Source organism: Pseudomonas sp. GW821-FHT05H12, assembly GCF_059419385.1.
Genome location: NZ_JBWKRS010000054.1, coordinates 12,498 through 29,079, shown reverse-complemented (window position 1 = coordinate 29,079; position 16,582 = coordinate 12,498). Strand labels below are relative to the sequence as shown.

General features: G+C 61.5%; 16 protein-coding genes and 1 pseudogene. 10 read left to right on the top strand and 7 right to left on the bottom strand.

Annotated elements, in window-relative coordinates; genetic code table 11:
- Nucleotides 1–69: 69 nt before the first annotated feature.
- Nucleotides 70–1,599, bottom strand: a complete 1,530-nt coding sequence (locus AC07SU_RS29110) for an MFS transporter (protein WP_494999040.1) — start codon at nt 1,597–1,599, stop codon at nt 70–72.
- Nucleotides 1,600–1,749: 150 nt separating this feature from the next.
- Between AC07SU_RS29110 and AC07SU_RS29105 the strand changes: the two genes are divergently transcribed.
- On the top strand, nt 1,750–2,646 hold the full coding sequence (locus tag AC07SU_RS29105) for a LysR family transcriptional regulator (protein WP_494999039.1): 897 nt from the start codon (nt 1,750–1,752) through the stop codon (nt 2,644–2,646).
- On the opposite strand, the pseudogene AC07SU_RS29100 reads toward AC07SU_RS29105, so the two are convergent.
- Nucleotides 2,603–2,776 (bottom strand): annotated as a pseudogene (locus tag AC07SU_RS29100) (dihydroxyacetone kinase family protein); the annotation flags it as partial. The gene AC07SU_RS29105 and the pseudogene AC07SU_RS29100 overlap by 44 nt on opposite strands.
- Nucleotides 2,777–3,146: 370 nt before the next feature.
- On the opposite strand from AC07SU_RS29100, the gene AC07SU_RS29095 reads away from it, so the two are divergent.
- Entirely contained in the window at nt 3,147–4,703 is a 1,557-nt protein-coding gene (locus AC07SU_RS29095; RefSeq protein WP_176995721.1) for a TerC family protein, read from the top strand.
- Here the strand turns inward: AC07SU_RS29095 and AC07SU_RS29090 are convergent.
- The 3 genes from AC07SU_RS29090 to AC07SU_RS29080 form a co-directional block, all read right to left on the bottom strand.
- Nucleotides 4,684–5,763 (bottom strand): GGDEF domain-containing protein, encoded by a 1,080-nt coding sequence (locus AC07SU_RS29090; RefSeq protein WP_494999038.1) that lies wholly within the window; start codon nt 5,761–5,763, stop codon nt 4,684–4,686. The two genes, AC07SU_RS29095 and AC07SU_RS29090, sit on opposite strands and share 20 nt — an antisense overlap.
- A gap of 74 nt (nt 5,764–5,837) precedes the next feature.
- Nucleotides 5,838–6,152 carry a thioredoxin family protein gene (locus tag AC07SU_RS29085; protein ID WP_494999037.1) on the bottom strand — a complete coding sequence of 105 codons (315 nt, stop codon included), beginning with the start codon at nt 6,150–6,152 and terminating at the stop codon, nt 5,838–5,840.
- An 83-nt stretch (nt 6,153–6,235) separates the two neighbouring features.
- Complete coding sequence (locus tag AC07SU_RS29080) at nt 6,236–6,484, bottom strand: hypothetical protein (RefSeq protein WP_494999036.1); 249 nt, start codon at nt 6,482–6,484, stop codon at nt 6,236–6,238.
- A gap of 441 nt (nt 6,485–6,925) precedes the next feature.
- Here AC07SU_RS29080 and AC07SU_RS29075 point away from each other — a divergent pair, with 441 nt between their 5' ends.
- From AC07SU_RS29075 to AC07SU_RS29040, 8 genes are all read left to right on the top strand, one after another.
- Entirely contained in the window at nt 6,926–7,774 is an 849-nt protein-coding gene (locus tag AC07SU_RS29075) for a transporter substrate-binding protein (RefSeq protein ID WP_176995729.1), read from the top strand.
- A gap of 52 nt (nt 7,775–7,826) precedes the next feature.
- Complete coding sequence (locus tag AC07SU_RS29070; RefSeq protein WP_176995730.1) at nt 7,827–8,489, top strand: amino acid ABC transporter permease; 663 nt, start codon at nt 7,827–7,829, stop codon at nt 8,487–8,489.
- Between the two features lie 11 nt (nt 8,490–8,500).
- Entirely contained in the window at nt 8,501–9,163 is a 663-nt protein-coding gene (locus AC07SU_RS29065; RefSeq protein ID WP_016976586.1) for an amino acid ABC transporter permease, read from the top strand.
- Nucleotides 9,160–9,942 (top strand): amino acid ABC transporter ATP-binding protein, encoded by a 783-nt coding sequence (locus tag AC07SU_RS29060; protein WP_065907741.1) that lies wholly within the window; start codon nt 9,160–9,162, stop codon nt 9,940–9,942. Before AC07SU_RS29065 ends, AC07SU_RS29060 begins: the two co-directional genes overlap by 4 nt.
- A 16-nt stretch (nt 9,943–9,958) precedes the next feature.
- A complete protein-coding gene (locus AC07SU_RS29055) occupies nt 9,959–10,348 on the top strand; it encodes a RidA family protein (protein ID WP_032896881.1) in 390 nt (129 codons plus the stop codon).
- Between the two features lie 168 nt (nt 10,349–10,516).
- Nucleotides 10,517–11,281, top strand: a complete 765-nt coding sequence (locus AC07SU_RS29050; protein WP_494999035.1) for an IclR family transcriptional regulator — start codon at nt 10,517–10,519, stop codon at nt 11,279–11,281.
- Between the two features lie 9 nt (nt 11,282–11,290).
- Nucleotides 11,291–12,499 carry an amino acid deaminase gene (locus AC07SU_RS29045; RefSeq protein ID WP_494999034.1) on the top strand — a complete coding sequence of 403 codons (1,209 nt, stop codon included), beginning with the start codon at nt 11,291–11,293 and terminating at the stop codon, nt 12,497–12,499.
- A 117-nt stretch (nt 12,500–12,616) separates the two neighbouring features.
- Nucleotides 12,617–13,522, top strand: coding sequence for a sugar kinase (locus AC07SU_RS29040; RefSeq protein ID WP_494999033.1), 906 nt, complete (start codon nt 12,617–12,619; stop codon nt 13,520–13,522).
- Nucleotides 13,523–13,632: 110 nt separating this feature from the next.
- Here the strand turns inward: AC07SU_RS29040 and AC07SU_RS29035 are convergent, their stop codons facing one another.
- Both AC07SU_RS29035 and AC07SU_RS29030 read right to left on the bottom strand, forming a co-directional pair.
- Nucleotides 13,633–13,908, bottom strand: a complete 276-nt coding sequence (locus tag AC07SU_RS29035; protein WP_060752567.1) for a peptidylprolyl isomerase — start codon at nt 13,906–13,908, stop codon at nt 13,633–13,635.
- Between the two features lie 51 nt (nt 13,909–13,959).
- Nucleotides 13,960–16,455, bottom strand: a complete 2,496-nt coding sequence (locus AC07SU_RS29030) for a PAS domain-containing hybrid sensor histidine kinase/response regulator (protein ID WP_494999032.1) — start codon at nt 16,453–16,455, stop codon at nt 13,960–13,962.
- Between the last annotated feature and the right edge of the window lie 127 nt (nt 16,456–16,582).

The following is a 16,582-nucleotide window of genomic DNA, read 5'->3' as shown; positions in this document are numbered from 1 at the left end:
CCCCCCCCCCCCCCCCCCCCCCCCCCCCCCCCCCCCCCCCCCCCCCCCCCCCCCCCCCCCCCCGGGCTCCTACAGGGCTGGTTTCGTCAGTATGGGTGCGTTGGGTATAGGGTTTCGTATCAACGTCCCCACCACCAGCGCCCCCAGCAACCCCAACACGCCCGCCACCCACAACACCCCGCTGAAGCCACCCACAAATGCCTGCCGCGCCAGCGGTTGCACCACCGCCCGAGCCGATTCCGGCAACAACCCCATGGCCGCCGGCATATCGCCCGCCACCACCCGCGACGCAATGCCCGCCACCTGCGCCTGCCACTGAGCGTCAATGCTTGCCCCCAGCAGCTGTTCGCTGTGACTGCTCAACAACGCCCCATACACACCAATCGCCAGCATGATCGCGCTGAAGCGCATGGTCGTGCTCATGCCCGACGCCATGCCGGCGCGGTCGCGGGGCACACAGGCCATGATGTTCTTCTGGGTATCGCCATTGAGCAGCCCCGCACCGGCCCCTGTCACCGCAATCGCCAGGGCAAAGGGTAGATAGCCGCCTGCATTGACCGCCCAGGCGCTCAGCAAATTGCCGCCGCCCACCAGGGTCAAGCCGGTCGCCATCATCGTTGCCGGCGCAAAACGCCCGGCCAGGCGTGCGCCGATGCGGGGGCAAATCAGCATGGTCAGGGCAAAGGGCAGCATGCCCAGGCCTGAAGCGATGGCGGAAAAGCCCAGGCCGTTCTGCAGGTAAAACGGCAGCAACGTCATCATCACCTGGGCGCATCCGGCGTAGGCGAACATGCCGAGCAGGGCGCCGATAAAGCGCGGGTGACGGAACAGTTGCAAGTCCACCATGGGGCGTTGCTGCATGCGTTCGACCAGCACAAACACCCCCAGCAGCAGCGCACCACCGATCAGGCGTGCGTAGGTCAGCGGGTTATCCCAGCCGATGCGATTGGCCTCGATCAGCCCCCAGATCAGGCACAGCAAACTGGCACTGAATGCCAGGCTGCCCCACGGGTCGAGCCGCGCCGCCTGGGTATCCCGCGATTCGGGAATGGCGCGCAGCACCAGCAGCATCAAGCCCAGCCCCACAGGGAGGTTGAGGTAGAAGATCCAGCGCCAGCCCAGGTACTGGGTGATCACGCCGCCCAGGGTCGGCGCGGCCGTCATTGCCACGCCCATGCACGCGCCCCAGAACGCCCAGGCCTTGGCCCGCTCCACTTCATCGTGAAACGTGTGGCCGATGGAGGCCAGTGCCGACGTCAGCAACAACGCTGCGCCCACACCTTTGACCGCGCGGGCGATGTCGAGGAACAACGCGTTCGGCGCCGCCCCACAGCCCAGTGAGGCCAGGATGAAAATACCCAGGCCCCACACCAGTGAACGCTTGCGGCCAAAGCGGTCGGCGAGGCTGCCGGCCGGTAGCAAGAGTGCAGCAAAGGCCAGCATGTAGGCACTGACTACCCACTCGATGTCAGCAAAGTTGGCCCCCAGGTCTCGAGCGATACTCGGCAGGGTCACCGCGACAATATTGGTGTCGAGCACAATCAGCGAACAAACGCCCGAAGCCGTGAGCAGCGTCAAGCGTGGACTGACCCGGTTCATGATTGAATTACCCCACAGGCAATACGGAAATGACAGTTGACGATCATCGCAAGGGCTCTCTAATGTTCAGGTAATACAAGCTTATCCCCGGCGCTGCGGACCTTTGTTAGCTGCCGAGAAGCACTTCATTACCTTTGAGCTAATCCTGCGATGGAAATCCGCCATTTCCGCTACTTCCTGGCCGTTGCCCGGCAACGCAATTTCACCCGCGCGGCTGAGCAATTGGGCATCGCACCGCCGACCTTGAGCCGGCAGATCCAGGACATGGAAACCGAGTTGGGCGCACGTCTGTTTGTCCGCCAGCAGCGCGAAGTCAGCCTCACCGAGGCCGGCGCGGCGTTATTGATCGAGGCACAAGCCACCGTGCGCCAGTTCGAATTCGCCCAGCGTAATGCCCAGCGCGCCGGACGCGGCGAAATCGGCCATATCGAATTGGGTTACGTCGCGTCGGCGGTGTATTCCGGGCTGCTGCAAAAGCAGATGCAGGCGTTCAGCCAGGCGTTTCCCGACGTGAGCGTGAATGTGCGCGAATGCGCGATGGCCACGCTGCCTGGCGCCGTGGCGGAGGGACGCTGTGACATCGGCTATATCCGTTCACCCATGACCCTGCCCGAAGGTGTCGAGGCCGTGCGCCTGGACAGCGAAGGCTTTGTGCTCGCCTTGCCCCAGGGCTCCTGGCTGCTGGGGTTGAAAGCCATCGCCTGCGAGCACCTGCAAAACGAAACCTTCATCTTGCCCGAGCAGATCAGCGGCACCTTGCACGTGGCTGCCCTGGGCGGTTTTGCACCGCGCCTGGGGCCGCAACCGGGCGGGCTGGTCGCGGTGGTGGCGTTGGTCTCGCTGGGGCAGGGCGTGGCGGTGGTGCCGGCGTCTATGGTGGGGCATGTGAGCCTGCCGGGCGTGGTGTACCGCAGCATCCAGGGCAATGACGCGTCGTCGTGGCTGTCGCTGATTCACCGGCGCTTCGAGAAAGCGCCGGCGGTGGCGCGGTATATCCAGCAGGTCAAACACTCAGCCGCGGCTGCACCGAGTCTGCCAGCCGGGTAAGGATCAGGCAGCACGACACCGCCCCCGCATCCAGTACCCCCAGCGAGCGCTCGCCCAGGCGGCTGGCTCGGCCGATTTTTGCCACCAGGTCCTTGGTGGAATCGCGCCCCCGAGAGACGGCGGTTTTCATTCCTCTGTGGGAGCTGGCTTGCCTGCGATAGCATCACCTCGGTCTACCGGATGTACCGAGTCGCCTGCATCGCGGGCAAGCCCGGCTCCCACAGGGGCAGCAGGGGAGTTGAGAGCGCGGTTTACAGATCTTGTAATAGTTTTGCGTTGTAGGAAATTTGTGTTTCGACTGTACGATTCAAGTCCTTTTGTCATTTCAGGACTTGCATGAACACCCTCTCGGAGCCTCCCAGTCGTCTTTCCCCAAGACATCCACTGTTGCTGTTCCCGCTCAAACACCCCGTATTCCGCCTGCTAACCTTGTCCCGGTCCACTGATCGCGCATTGCCGTGCCCGGCATTCTGAACACCTTGAACACAGAGACTCTATAAATGGAATGGTTAGCGGATCCAACGGCCTGGCTCGGCCTGTTGACCTTGATTGTGCTGGAACTGGTACTGGGCATCGACAACCTGGTGTTTATCGCGATCCTGGCGGACAAACTGCCACCGGAGCAGCGTGACCGTGCGCGGTTGATCGGTTTGTCCCTGGCACTGCTGATGCGCCTGGGCCTGTTGGCGAGTATTTCCTGGTTGGTGACCCTCACCCAGCCACTGTTCGAGGTGTTCGACAAGAGCTTCTCCGGCCGTGACCTGATCATGCTGTTTGGTGGTGTGTTCCTGTTGTTCAAGGCCACCATGGAATTGCACGAACGTCTTGAGGGCCATGTGGCCCAGCGCACGGGTAACGTGGCTTACGCGATGTTCTGGCCGATTGTGGCGCAGATCGTGGTGCTTGACGCGGTGTTCTCCCTCGACGCGGTGATTACCGCCGTGGGCATGGTGGACGAACTGGCGGTGATGATGATCGCGGTGATCGTGTCCATTGGCCTGATGATCGTGGCGAGCAAGCCGCTGACCCGTTTCGTCAACGCCCACCCGACGGTGATCATGCTGTGCCTGGGCTTCTTGATGATGATCGGTTTTGCCCTGACCGCCGAAGGCCTGGGTTTCCATATTCCGAAGGGCTACCTGTACGCGGCCATCGGTTTCTCGATCCTCATCGAAGGCTTCAACCAGATCGCCCGCGCCCGTCGCAAGAAATCTGCTCAAGGCGTGTTGCCGGTGCGTGAACGTACCGCCCACGCAGTGATGCGTTTGCTGGGCGGCCGTAGCCTGGCGGTGGAAGAGGTGGGTGAGGAGGTGGCCGACCTGCTCGGCGAGCCGGATGCTGCGCAAGGCCCGCTGTTTGATCGACGCGAACGCGTGATGATCAGTGGCGTGCTGCAACTGGCGGAACGCCCGATCCGCACGCTGATGACGCCGCGGGCCAAGGTCGACAGTATTGATCTGGCAGACGATCCGGAGACGATCCGACGCAAATTGATGCACTCGTCCTACTCGCGATTGCCGCTGATCCGCAACGGTGCCGTGGACGAGCCCTTGGGCTTCGTGCACAAAAAAGAGTTGCTCAAGGAATACCTGGCCGGCAATGAACCGAACCTGGAGCACCTGGCACGTCGTGCGGTCAACCTGTTGGAGAGTTTCTCGGTGCTCAACGCCCTGGAGCAGATGCGCCAGGAATCCACCCACATCGCCTTCGTGATCAACGAATTCGGTGACTTCATGGGCGTGTTGAGCATGACCGACATTCTTGAATCCATCGCCGGTGAGTTGCCCGACGCCAGCGAAATCGAAGGCCCGGACATCGTCGAGGAAGGTGAAGGTTTTCGTGCCAATGGCGCATTGACCCTCAACCAGGTGCGCCAACGTACCGGCTTCCAGGCCGTGGCAACCGAGGACTACCAGACCCTGGCCGGCCTGGTGATGAGCCTGCTCGATCGCCTGCCGGTGGTGGGCGACAGCCTGGTGCACGAGGGCTGGCGCCTGACCGTGGCGGCGGTGGAAGAGCGGCGCGTAACCCAAGTGCTCATGGCGCGTGAAACGTAAACCGGTCCTTGCCCTCATGCTTTGAAATATAGAGCGCCTGATCCGCCTTGATCAGCGCCTGGTTCAATGTCTCACCGTCCTCCACCCGGGCCAGGCCGATACTGATGGTCACCGGGTGTTGGGTCGGTTCTTCGCGCACGCGGCGGCAGAGCAAGGTGGCCAACTGCTCGACGTCGCTTTTGCGCACGCCTGCCAGGTAGATGCCGAACTCTTCGCCGCCCAGGCGCGCGTAGTCGAAGTCAACCATCACCGCCTTGATGTCCTGGGCCACACGTTTGAGTACTTCGTCGCCGATGTCGTGGCCGTATACGTCATTCACTTTCTTGAAATTGTCGATGTCGATCATCGCCAGGTAGTGATCGTGGGCCTTGGGCTGTTGGCTGAGTTTCTTGCCGGCGCTGGTCATGAACGAGCGGCGGTTGGGAATTTCAGTGAGGGTGTCGAGGTAGGCCTGGTCCAGCAGCAGCCTGGACATGATGAAGTTGTGCAGTTTGGCCTGGCGCAGTTTCAGGAAGCTGTAGAGCGTCAGGAAGGTCAGAAACACCGAATAGAACGTCACCAGTGCGCCGCGCACTTCCAACAGGGAAAGATGGGCCAGGTAAAACGGATTGAGCAACGCCCAGGTGATCAGCATTGTCGTGACAAACGACCAATGCTTGAGTGGTAACACCGATGCGCTGTAGAGGATGCTCGACGCCGCGAGGATCAACCAGCTGGGGTGCAGGTCCATTGGCAAGCCTTCGATCAGCAAGCGCGTGCCGAGGGCGATGATGGCGACGAATACCAGGTTGATCCATTGGAAGTGTTGGGCGTTGCGGGTAAATCCCAGGGTAATGGTGTTGATGGTCAACAGTGCTAGAAAGAGCATCGATAGCCCGGTGAAACCCTGGCCCCCCGGAAAGCTGACGATCAGGTCGAAGACCAGCCAGATGCAGATGCTGGCGATATAGATCAGCAGGCAGAAGGGCTTGAGTCGCTCAAAATCATGCTGGGCGAACTCGAGTTTCAGGGCGGGCGAGGGGTGTTTCTTGAGAACTTCGGCTTCAATGGTCTTGAACATTGCTGACCCTGGATCGGCTGAGACGGCATTGAGCAGCGTAGACGCTGGCCGGGGTCTCGCCAATCCAAGACTGGTCAGCCGTGCCCGCCAAATGCCTGCAAGAGCGTCCGGTCGCTGATTCCTTCAAATGTCTTCATCAGGTTGCGGTCTTGGTAGATCAATAGCGTTGGAACGCGTTCGACATTCGGATGGCGGGGCGTATTCGCGCAGTCGAGGATCAATACCTTGATTTTGCCCTTGCGTGCGTCAGCCGCTTTGACAAACCTTGGCAAAGCCTCCTCACATGCTGCGCAACCCTCGCAGACGAATACGACGAACACCGGCAGCGGTGTATCCAGTTCCCGTTCGAATGCGGCTTTGTCTTCGATCACGGCATTGACGTAGTTCATTGGCGTGCTCCATGCGGTAACGCGGTTCACGCTAATGGGGGAAGCACCGATCGTCTACTGTCAACCTTCACAGGTATCGACACTTACGCTTCTTTGTCACGCTCGATGCGTTCACGCGCCTTGCGGGCCTGGCTTGCGCACTTGCGGTATTCCTCATTGTCCCGAGAGGCCTTGGCTCGGCGATAGCCGTGATGGTTCTGGCTGGTGTAGTCGGTGCTGAAGGCGTCCTTGAGCTTGCGCAACTCCTCTTTGCACTGGCGGCGGTCGTTGCTGGCTGAAGCATTGCCTGCCACGAGAAGGGAAAGCACCAGCAGGGTCATGCCGAATTTCATCAAAGCAGGTTCCTCATCTAATCGTCCCCTGTAGGAGCCGGCTTGCCGGCGAAAAACGTATGGGCGCCGCGTTCCGTCAGGTTATGCGCATCATCGCCGGCAAGCCGGCTCCTACAAAGGTGATGTGTTCAATTTGCCTTGAGGCTAGCGCAATACGTCGATTTTTCCACGCATGCCGGTGCACTGAGATCGTGCGCGGTAACACCGTTGTGGCGCACTCGTTTGGGGCTGTCACCGGGGCGTGGGGCCTCTGGTAGCAATCGGTTGCGCGGTGCTGGCGTTACGCCTTGTCTGGCGAAGGTATTTATCTAACTGATTTATATCGAATTTATCCCTGACATATTTTTCTGTTACGGCGTGTGGCACACTTTCTGCTGTCTATTCCGTTGTTACATACTAAGTTCCGGTATAGCGGAATACACAACTCCTGGAGTGCTTGTCATGCATCACCGACCTTCCGTGTTTAAAGCGTGTGTTTTTCTCTTCGCCGCATCGGCTTCCCTCGCCAGCATCGTGCAGGCGGCGGACAGCAAGCTCGATGATGTGCTCAAGCGTGGGCACCTGATCGTGGGTACAGGCAGTACCAATGCGCCGTGGCACTTCCAGGGAGCGGATGGCAAGTTGCAGGGTTTTGATATCGACATCGGTCGCATCGTGGCCAAAGGGTTGTTCAACGACCCGAGCAAAGTCGAGTTTGTGGTGCAGTCTTCCGACGCGCGTATTCCCAACCTGCTGACCGACAAGGTCGACATGAGTTGCCAGTTCATCACCGTCACCGCCAGCCGTGCGCAGCAAGTGGCCTTCACCTTGCCGTACTACCGCGAAGGCGTGGGCCTGCTGCTGCCGAACAACAGCAAGTACAAAGAGATCGAAGACCTGCAAGCCGGGGGGGATGGCGTCACCGTGGCCGTGCTGCAGAACGTGTATGCCGAAGAACTGGTGCACCAGGCCTTGCCTAAAGCCAAGGTCGATCAGTACGACAGCGTCGACCTGATGTACCAGGCCGTGAACTCCGGTCGCGCCGATGCCGCCGCCACCGACCAGTCCTCGGTCAAATACCTGATGGTGCAGAACCCAGGCCGCTACCGCAGCCCGGTCTATGCCTGGAGCCCGCAGACCTACGCGTGTGCCGTCAAGCGTGGCGACCAGGACTGGTTGAACTTCGTCAACACCGCGCTGCATGAAGCCATGACCGGTGTGGAGTTCCCGACCTACAAGGCCTCGTTCAAGCAATGGTTTGGTGTAGACCTGCCGGAACCTGCGATCGGCTTCCCGGTTGAGTTCAAGTAAATCGTAAACGCTGGGGCGTCGCTGACGGCGCCCCATTCAGGTACTGCCCACCATGAACTATCAGTTGAACTTTGCCGCCGTGTGGCGCGACTTCCCCAGCTTGCTGGCGGGGCTCGGCCTGGGCCTGGAGCTGGCGCTGCTGTCCATCGCCATCGGCTGCGTGATCGGCCTGATGATGGCGTTTGCCATGCTGTCCAAACACCGGGCGCTGCGTGTGCTGGCCTCGGTGTACGTGACGGTGATCCGCAATACGCCGATCCTCGTGCTGATCCTGTTGATCTACTTCGCGTTGCCGTCCCTCGGGATCCGTCTCGACAAAATCCCGTCCTTTATCATTACCCTGTCGTTGTACGCCGGTGCCTACCTCACCGAAGTGTTCCGCGCAGGCTTGCTGAACATCCCCAAGGGGTTGCGTGAAGCCGGCTTGGCCATCGGCCTGGGCGAGTGGCGTATCCGCGCCTACATCACCGTGCCGGTGATGCTGCGCAACGTGTTGCCCGCGCTGTCGAACAACTTCATTTCGCTGTTCAAGGACACCTCCCTGGCCGCTGCCATCGCAGTGCCGGAGCTGACCTATTACGCCCGCAAGATCAACGTCGAAAGCTACCGGGTGATTGAAACCTGGCTGGTCACGACCGCGCTCTACGTGGCTGCCTGTTACCTCATTGCCATGCTGCTCCGTTACCTGGAACAGCGTCTGGCGATCCGTCGTTAAGGAGGGCTGTCATGTACGAGTCCCCAAGCTGGCTGCATGAGTTGTGGATCGCCCGGGATACCCTGTGGGCGGGCTTTCAGGCCAGTGTTTATGTGTCGGCCCTGGCGATTATCTTCGGCACCCTTATCGGCATTGTCGCCGGGTTGATCCTGACCTACGGCAAGTTCTGGATGCGTGCGCCGTTTCGCCTGTACGTCGACCTGATCCGTGGCACCCCGGTGTTCGTGCTGGTGCTGGCGTGTTTCTACATGCTGCCGGCGCTCGGCTGGCAAATCACCGCGTTCCAGGCCGGTGCCGTCGGGCTGACGCTGTTCTGCGGCTCCCACGTTTCGGAAATCGTGCGCGGGGCGCTGCAAGCCATTCCCCGTGGGCAACTGGAGGCGGGCAAGGCCATCGGTCTGACGTTCTACCAGTCCCTGGGCTACGTGCTGCTGCCCCAGGCGTTGCGCCAGATCCTGCCGACCTGGGTCAATTCCTCCACGGAAATCGTCAAGGCCTCCACCTTGCTCTCGGTGATCGGCGTGGCCGAGTTGCTGCTCAGTACCCAGCAAGTCATCGCGCGCACCTTCATGACCCTGGAGTTCTACCTGTTCGCAGGCTTTATGTTCTTTGTCATCAACTACGCCATCGAGTTATTCGGGCGCTACATTGAAAAGCGGGTGGCCTTGCCATGAACCAACCTCAAACCAACCAACCGCTGCTGAATATCCGCGGCCTGCGTAAACAATACGGCCAGGTCGAAGTGCTCAAGGGCGTCGACCTGTCCATGCAACGCGGCAACGTGGTGACGTTGATCGGCTCCAGCGGCTCGGGCAAGACCACGCTGCTGCGCTGCGTGAACCTGCTGGAAGAATTCCAGGGCGGGCAGATCACCCTGGACGGCGAGTCCATCGGCTACAGCGAAATCGCCGGTAAGCGCGTGCGTCACCCCGAACGCGTGATCGCCCAGCACCGCGCGATGACCGGCATGGCGTTCCAACAGTTCAACCTGTTCCCGCATTTGACCGCCTTGCAGAACGTCACCCTCGGCCTGCTCAAGGTCAAGAAGATGGGCAAGGACGAAGCCGTGGCCCTCGCCGAAAAATGGCTGGACCGCGTCGGCCTGCTGGAGCGTCGCAACCATTTCCCCGGCCAGCTTTCCGGCGGCCAGCAACAACGTGTGGCGATTGCCCGCGCCATCGCGATGAACCCGAGCCTGATGCTGTTCGACGAAGTCACCTCGGCCCTCGACCCGGAGCTGGTGGGTGAAGTGCTCAGTGTGATCAAGGGCCTGGCGGAAGAGGGCATGACCATGTTGCTGGTCACCCACGAAATGCGCTTTGCCTATGAGGTGTCCGACAAGATCGTTTTCATGAACCAGGGCCGCATTGAAGAGCAGGGCACCTCGAAGGACATCTTCGAACGCCCGCAATCGCCGCGCCTGGCGGAATTTCTCAAGAACATTCGTTTTTAATCAGGAGCACTTTTTTATGAGCATTACTCGTTACGGCACCGGCAGCACCGCCGGCGGCGGCCAACCCCGTCCTTTCGCCCGTGCGGTGGAAGCCGACGGCTGGCTCTACGTCTCGGGCCAGGTGCCAGCGGTGGACGGTGAGATCATCAACGGCGGGATCATCGAACAAACCCGGCAGACCATGCGCAATGTGGTGGCGATCCTCGAGGAAGCCGGTTACGAATTGAAGGATGTCGTACGCGTCGGTGTGTGGCTGGAAGACCCACGGGACTTCTGGAGTTTCAACAAGGTCTTCGGCGAATACTTCACCCCGGAACACGCCCCGGCGCGCGCTTGCGTGCAGGCCAACATGATGGTCGATTGCAAGGTGGAGATCGATTGCGTGGCGTACAAGAAAAAAGGCTAAATTGCCCCGACCTTAAGGCCGCCAACGATCCAATGTGGGAGCTGGCTTGCCTGCGATGACGGAGTGTCAGGCATCCATTTGTGACTGAACCGCCGCCATCGCGGGCAAGCCAGCTCCCACAGGGGTTCACTGTGCAGCATTACCACTATGACCGGACCGAAAACTGCCATGACCGAAGACACCATCAAACGCCGCGCCAAAGGACTGGACCGTGCGTTCGATATCCTCGATTTTCTCAAGGAAATCGGCCAGCCCCTGCGCCCGAATGATATTGCCAGCGGCATTGGCAGCCCCAAGTCCACCGTTTATGAGCTGGTTGCGTCGCTGCTTGAACGCCGCATCCTCGAGACCGTAGGCAAGGACGGTCACGTCTACCTGGGCCGCCAGCTGTACTTCCTGGGCCAGGCGCACCTGCGCCATTTCGACCTGACCCGCGAGGCCGATCACGCCTTGCAGGAAATCGTCAGCCAAACCCACGAAACCGCGCAGATGTGCCTGCTCAACGGGCGCAAATACACGGTGGCACTGATGCGTGAGGGCGAGCGGCATTTCCGTATTTCCTCGGACATCGGCGAAAACGCACCGATCCCGTGGACGGCTTCCGGGCGCCTGCTGCTCGGGCACTTGAGCGATCAGCAGATCATCGATTTGATCGACTACGACGACTTCATCCTGCCGGATGGCCAGCGCTTGCCGCTGGAAACCTTCCTGGCGCAAATCCGTCAGGCCACCCTTGATGGCTTCTTTTCCTTCGACAGCGTGGCCGACACCTTTACCCATTGCTTTGCCGCCCCGGTACGGGACGCGCAAGGCATCAGCATCGCGACCCTGTGCATCGTTGCACCCCGGGCCGATGCGATCAAAAACTACAACGACTATCGCCGGGTGTTGATTGAAAGCGCCAACAACCTGGCCCGTCGCATCAACGAATAGGAGCATTTCATGTCTGCCATCAATGCCGTTGAAAAAGGCGCCGCCGCCGTCGGGGCCCACCTGGTCCGTGACGTCAGCCTGCCGGCCCTGGTGCTGCACCGCGACGCCCTGGAACACAACATTCGCTGGATGCAGCAGTTTGTCAGTAACAGCGGCGCCGAGCTGGCGCCCCATGGCAAGACCAGCATGATGCCGGCGCTGTTCCAGCGTCAGATCGAGGCGGGCGCCTGGGGCATTACCCTGGCCAACGCCGTGCAGACCCGCGCCGCCTATGCCGGTGGCGTGCGCCGCGTGTTGATGGCCAACCAGCTGGTGGGCGCGCCGAACATGGCGTTGATCGCCGACCTGCTGGCCGACAAGGATTTTGATTTTCACTGCATGGTCGATCACCCGGACAACGTCGCCGACCTGGGCCTGTTCTTCGCCGCCCGTGGCCTGCGCCTGAACGTGATGATCGAATACGGCGTGGTCGGCGGCCGTTGCGGCTGCCGCAGCGAGCAGGAAGTGCGCGAGCTGGCGAAGGCGATCAAGGCCCAGCCGGCCCTGGCCCTCACCGGTATCGAAGGCTATGAAGGCGTGATCCATGGCGAGCACGCCATCAGCGGTATCCGCGCGTTCGCGGCAAGCCTGGTGCGCCTGGCGGTCGACCTGCAGGACAGCGGCCATTTTGACCTGCCCAAGCCGATCGTCACCGCCTCGGGTTCGGCCTGGTACGACTTGATCGCCGAATCGTTCGAAGCACAGAACGCCGCTGGCCGCTTCCTCAGCGTGCTGCGCCCGGGTAGTTATGTGGCTCATGACCACGGCATCTACAAAGAGGCGCAATGCTGCGTGCTCGACCGTCGCAGCGACCTGAACGAAGGCCTGCGCCCGGCGCTGGAAGTCTGGGCGCATGTGCAGTCGTTGCCCGAGCCGGGGTTTGCGGTGATCGCCCTGGGCAAGCGCGACGTGGCCTACGACGCCGGTCTGCCGGTGCCGCTCAAGCGCTACAAGGCGGGTATTTTGCCGGCAGAAGGCGATGACGTCGGCGCGTGCAAGGTCACGGCGGTGATGGACCAGCATGCGTTCATGACCGTGGCGCCGGGGGTGGAGTTGCGCATCGGCGACATCATTTCGTTCGGTACTTCCCACCCGTGCCTGACGTTTGACAAGTGGCAGGTGGGGTGCCTGGTGGATGAGCAGTTGCAGGTGATTGAGACTCTGCATACCTGCTTCTAAACCGTGTCGCGGCCATCGCAGGCAAGCCAGCTCCCACATGTTGAATTGTGAATACTTTCAACTGTGGGAGCTGGCTTGCCTGCGATGAGGCCCTCCAAAACACCCGAGACCATTGCCATGACCACCCAACCCCGCATCGCCCTCATCGGCGAATGCATGATCGAACTGCAACACCGCGCCGACGGCAGCCTGCACCAAAGCTTCGGCGGCGACACCCTGAACACGGCGGTGTACCTGCGCCGTGAACTGGGCAGCACCGGCAGCGTCGACTACGTCACCGCTTTGGGCGATGACAGCTTCAGCGATGCCATGTGCCAGCAATGGGCCGAAGAAGGCCTGGGCCTGGGCATGGTCCAGCGCCTGCCTGGGCGCCTGCCGGGCTTGTACTGCATCCAGACCGACGCCAACGGCGAGCGCAAATTTCTCTATTGGCGCAACGAAGCCGCCGTGCGCGACTGCTTCACCACGCCGGCGGCCGAGCCGATCCTGGCGGCGCTGCCGGGCTATGACGTGGTGTATTTCAGCGGCATCACCCTGGCGGTGCTGGGTGAAGTCGGGCGTGCGCGCCTGCTGCAAACCCTGATCGAAACCCGTCGGCAAGGGGGCCAGGTGGTGTTCGACAACAACTACCGGTCGCGCCTGTGGACGTCTGTTGAAGCTGCGCGCACGGCGTATCACCAGGTGATGGCTGAGGTGGATGTTGCCTTGCTGACCGAAGATGACGAGCGGGCGCTGTTTGGCTATGAAGACAGCGAGCAGGTGTTTGCGGCGTACCCGGCGATTGCTGAGGTGGTGCTTAAGCGTGGGGCGGATGAATGTTTGATCCGTTGCGCGGGGGAGCGCTTTGCGGTGCCGGCGGTGAAGGTTGAGAAGGTGGTGGACACGACGGCGGCGGGGGATTCGTTCAGTGCGGCGTACCTGGCGAGTCGGCTCAAGGGTGGTTCACCTGAACAGGCTGCATTGGCCGGGCATCAGCTGGCCAGTCGGGTCATTCAGATTCCAGGGGCTTTGATTCCTCGTTGAATGGCCGCCTGCGGCGGTTCGCGGGCAAGCCCGGCTCCCACAGTTGATCGGTGTACGCCGTCCAATGTGGGAGCTGGCTTGCCTGCGATAGCGGTTTACAGCCAAGCCCCTTAGTCGCGGTAGAACACCTGCACCAGGTGATACCCGAACTTGCTCTTGATCGGCCCGTGCACCACCTTCACCGGCTTCTTGAAGATCACCGCATCAATTGCCCCCACCATCTGCCCGGGCCGCACTTCGCCCAAGTCGCCGCCACGCTTGCCCGACGGGCAGGTGGAGTACTTCTTGGCCAGCACATCAAAGGCTTCGCCCTTGGCGATGCGCTGCTTGAGCTGTTCGGCTTCTTCGCTGGTTTTTACCAGGATGTGACGGGCTAGGGCTTTCATGCAGGTTACCTTGCAACGGTCAAACGTAAGGGCGCGCGATTATGCCTGAACTCACTCGACGACGCTGATCATGCTGCGGATTTTCGTGGCCAGCAGGTCGATGGAAAACGGTTTGGCCACCATGTCCATGCCGTCTTCCAAAAAGCCTTGGCGTTCGGCGGCTTTTTCAGCGTAGCCGGTCATGAACAACACGCGCAGGCCAGGCCTGTGCTGACGGGCGATTTCCGCCAGTTGCCGGCCATTCATGCCGGGCAAGCCCACGTCGGTCACCAGCAGGTCCACACGCAAATCCGACTCCAGCAACGGCAACGCCGTGCGGGCATCCGCTGCCTGGTGCGCGGTGTAGCCCAGCTCATCAAGCACATTGACCACCAGCATGCGCACGGCGGGGTCATCCTCGACCACCACCACGGCCTCGCCGGCCAGTGCCAGCGGCGCTTCGCTCGAATGCTCCGGCAGGTTGCTTTCCAGCGCTGTGCCATGCAGGCGCGGCAGGTACAGGCGTACGCAGGTGCCCTGGCCGGGTTCGCTGTGAATGGTCACGTGGCCGCCGGATTGCTGGGCAAAGCCGTAGATCATCGACAACCCCAGGCCGGTGCCTTGACCGATGGGCTTGGTGGTGAAGAACGGGTCGAACGCCTTGGCGAGGATTTTCGGCGCCATGCCGGTGCCGTTGTCGCACACGCCGAGCATCACGTAGTCGCCGGCCTTCACCGGTTCCAGGGTGGTGATGTCGGTGCCGTCCAGGTAACTGTTGGCAGTTTCGATCAGCAGCTCGCCGCCATCGGGCATGGCGTCGCGGGCGTTGATCACCAGGTTGAGCAGGGCGTTTTCCAGTTGGCTGGCATCGGTGTTGACTGGCCAGATGTCGTGGCCCAGTTGCACCTTGAGCGTGATATGCGCGCCTTTGGTGCGGCGGAACAAGTCTTCAAGCGAAGCCACCAGTTGGTTCGGGTCCAGCGGCCGGCGGTCCAGCGACTGGCGCCGCGAGAACGCCAGCAGCCGGTGGGTGAGGGCGGCCGCACGGTGGGCCGATGAGACGGCGGCGTCGGTAAAACGGCCGATCTCATCGCTGCGCCCGGCTGCGATGTAACGCTGCATCAGGTCCAGGCTGCCGATGATGCCGGTGAGCATGTTGTTGAAGTCGTGGGCAATGCCCCCGGTGAGCTGGCCCACCGCTTCCATTTTTTGCGCATGGCGCAGGGCGTCTTCGGCCCGCTCGCGTTCGAACATTTCGTTTTGCAGGCGCTGGTTGGCTTCGGCCAGGGCCTGGGTGCGCTGGGCCACACGTTCTTCGAGGTTTTCGTTGAGGTGGCGCAGGGCTTCTTCGGTGAGCTTGCGTTCAGTTTCGTCGATCACAAAGATGTAGAAACCGTTCACCGAGCCGTCATTGCTGAAGCGCGGCAGGTACTTCATCAACGCATGGCGCGGGCGGCCGTCGCGGTGCGGGGTGATGGTCATGAAGCTGCACGCCTTGCCCTTGAGGGCGGCGGCGATCTTGTCTGCGCGCCCGGCATACACCTCGTCGCCGAGCACTTCGCGGATGGTCTTGCCGTACAGCTCCTGGGGCGTCATGCCGTACCACTCCAGGTACGCGCTGTTGTTCAGGCGAAACCGTTGCTCGTGATCCACATAGCCGATCAACACCGGCATGGCGTTGATGATCAGCTGCAATTCGGTCTGGCTTTGGCGCAGGGCCTGCTCAGTGTGCTTGCGCTCGGTCAGGTCCAGCGCAGCGCCGAGAAAACGCGCCGGGCGGCCTTGATGGTCCTTGTAGCAGCGGCCCCGGGCAAACACCCAGCGTACCTGGCCATCGGCCTGCAACAGGCGGTACTCCTCGGCGTATTCGGTGCCGAAGGTGATGCAATGCTTGATGCTGCGCGCCACCATGCCACGGTCTTCGGGGTGCACACCCTGCAGGTAGTCGCTGATGGGCAGCAGCCCGGCGCTTTGCGGGTCGACACCATGCAGGTAGGCGAAGTGCGCGTCGGCGATGAAGCGGTCTTCGCCGATGTCCCAATCCCAGGTGCCCACTGCGTCAGTGGCAGCCAATGCGAGTTGCAGGCGTTGTTCGGTGTTGTGTTGGGCCTTGCGCCGTTCGTTGGTTTCGATGGCGGTGACGAGGATGCCGGCGACGGTGCCGCTTTCGTCGCGGATCGGGCTGTAGGTCAGGTCCAGCCAGATTTCGGTGTCGCGGTTGTTGCGCTGCAGCACGAAGCGCTGCTCGCTGAAGCTGCGCACCTGGCCGCTGAGCACCGCGTCATAGATGGGTGCGGTAAAGCTCTCGAGTTCCGGCCAGGTCTGGTGCGCCGGCTGGCCCAGCGCCTCGGGGTGCTTGTTGCCCGCCAGTTGGGCGAAGCCGTCGTTGTACAGCTGAGTGAGGTGGCTGCCCCACAGCAGCAACATCGGCATGGGGGAATGCACGACGATATCCACGGCTGTGCGCAGGCTTTGTGGCCAATCGTTGGCCGCACCGAGTGGGCTTTGCGCCCAGTCCAGCCGCGCAATCAATGCTGCGGCCTCGCTACCGGTGGAGATGTCCTTCATGAAAAAGCCCTGAGCGTAACGCTTTGAAAGATGACAACACCCATTATCCCGTGTGCCGGGCGTGAGTGACTACCCCCGAAAAATAGCATGCATTGGGGGTTTGTCTTCAAATCAGTGCATCAGAGCT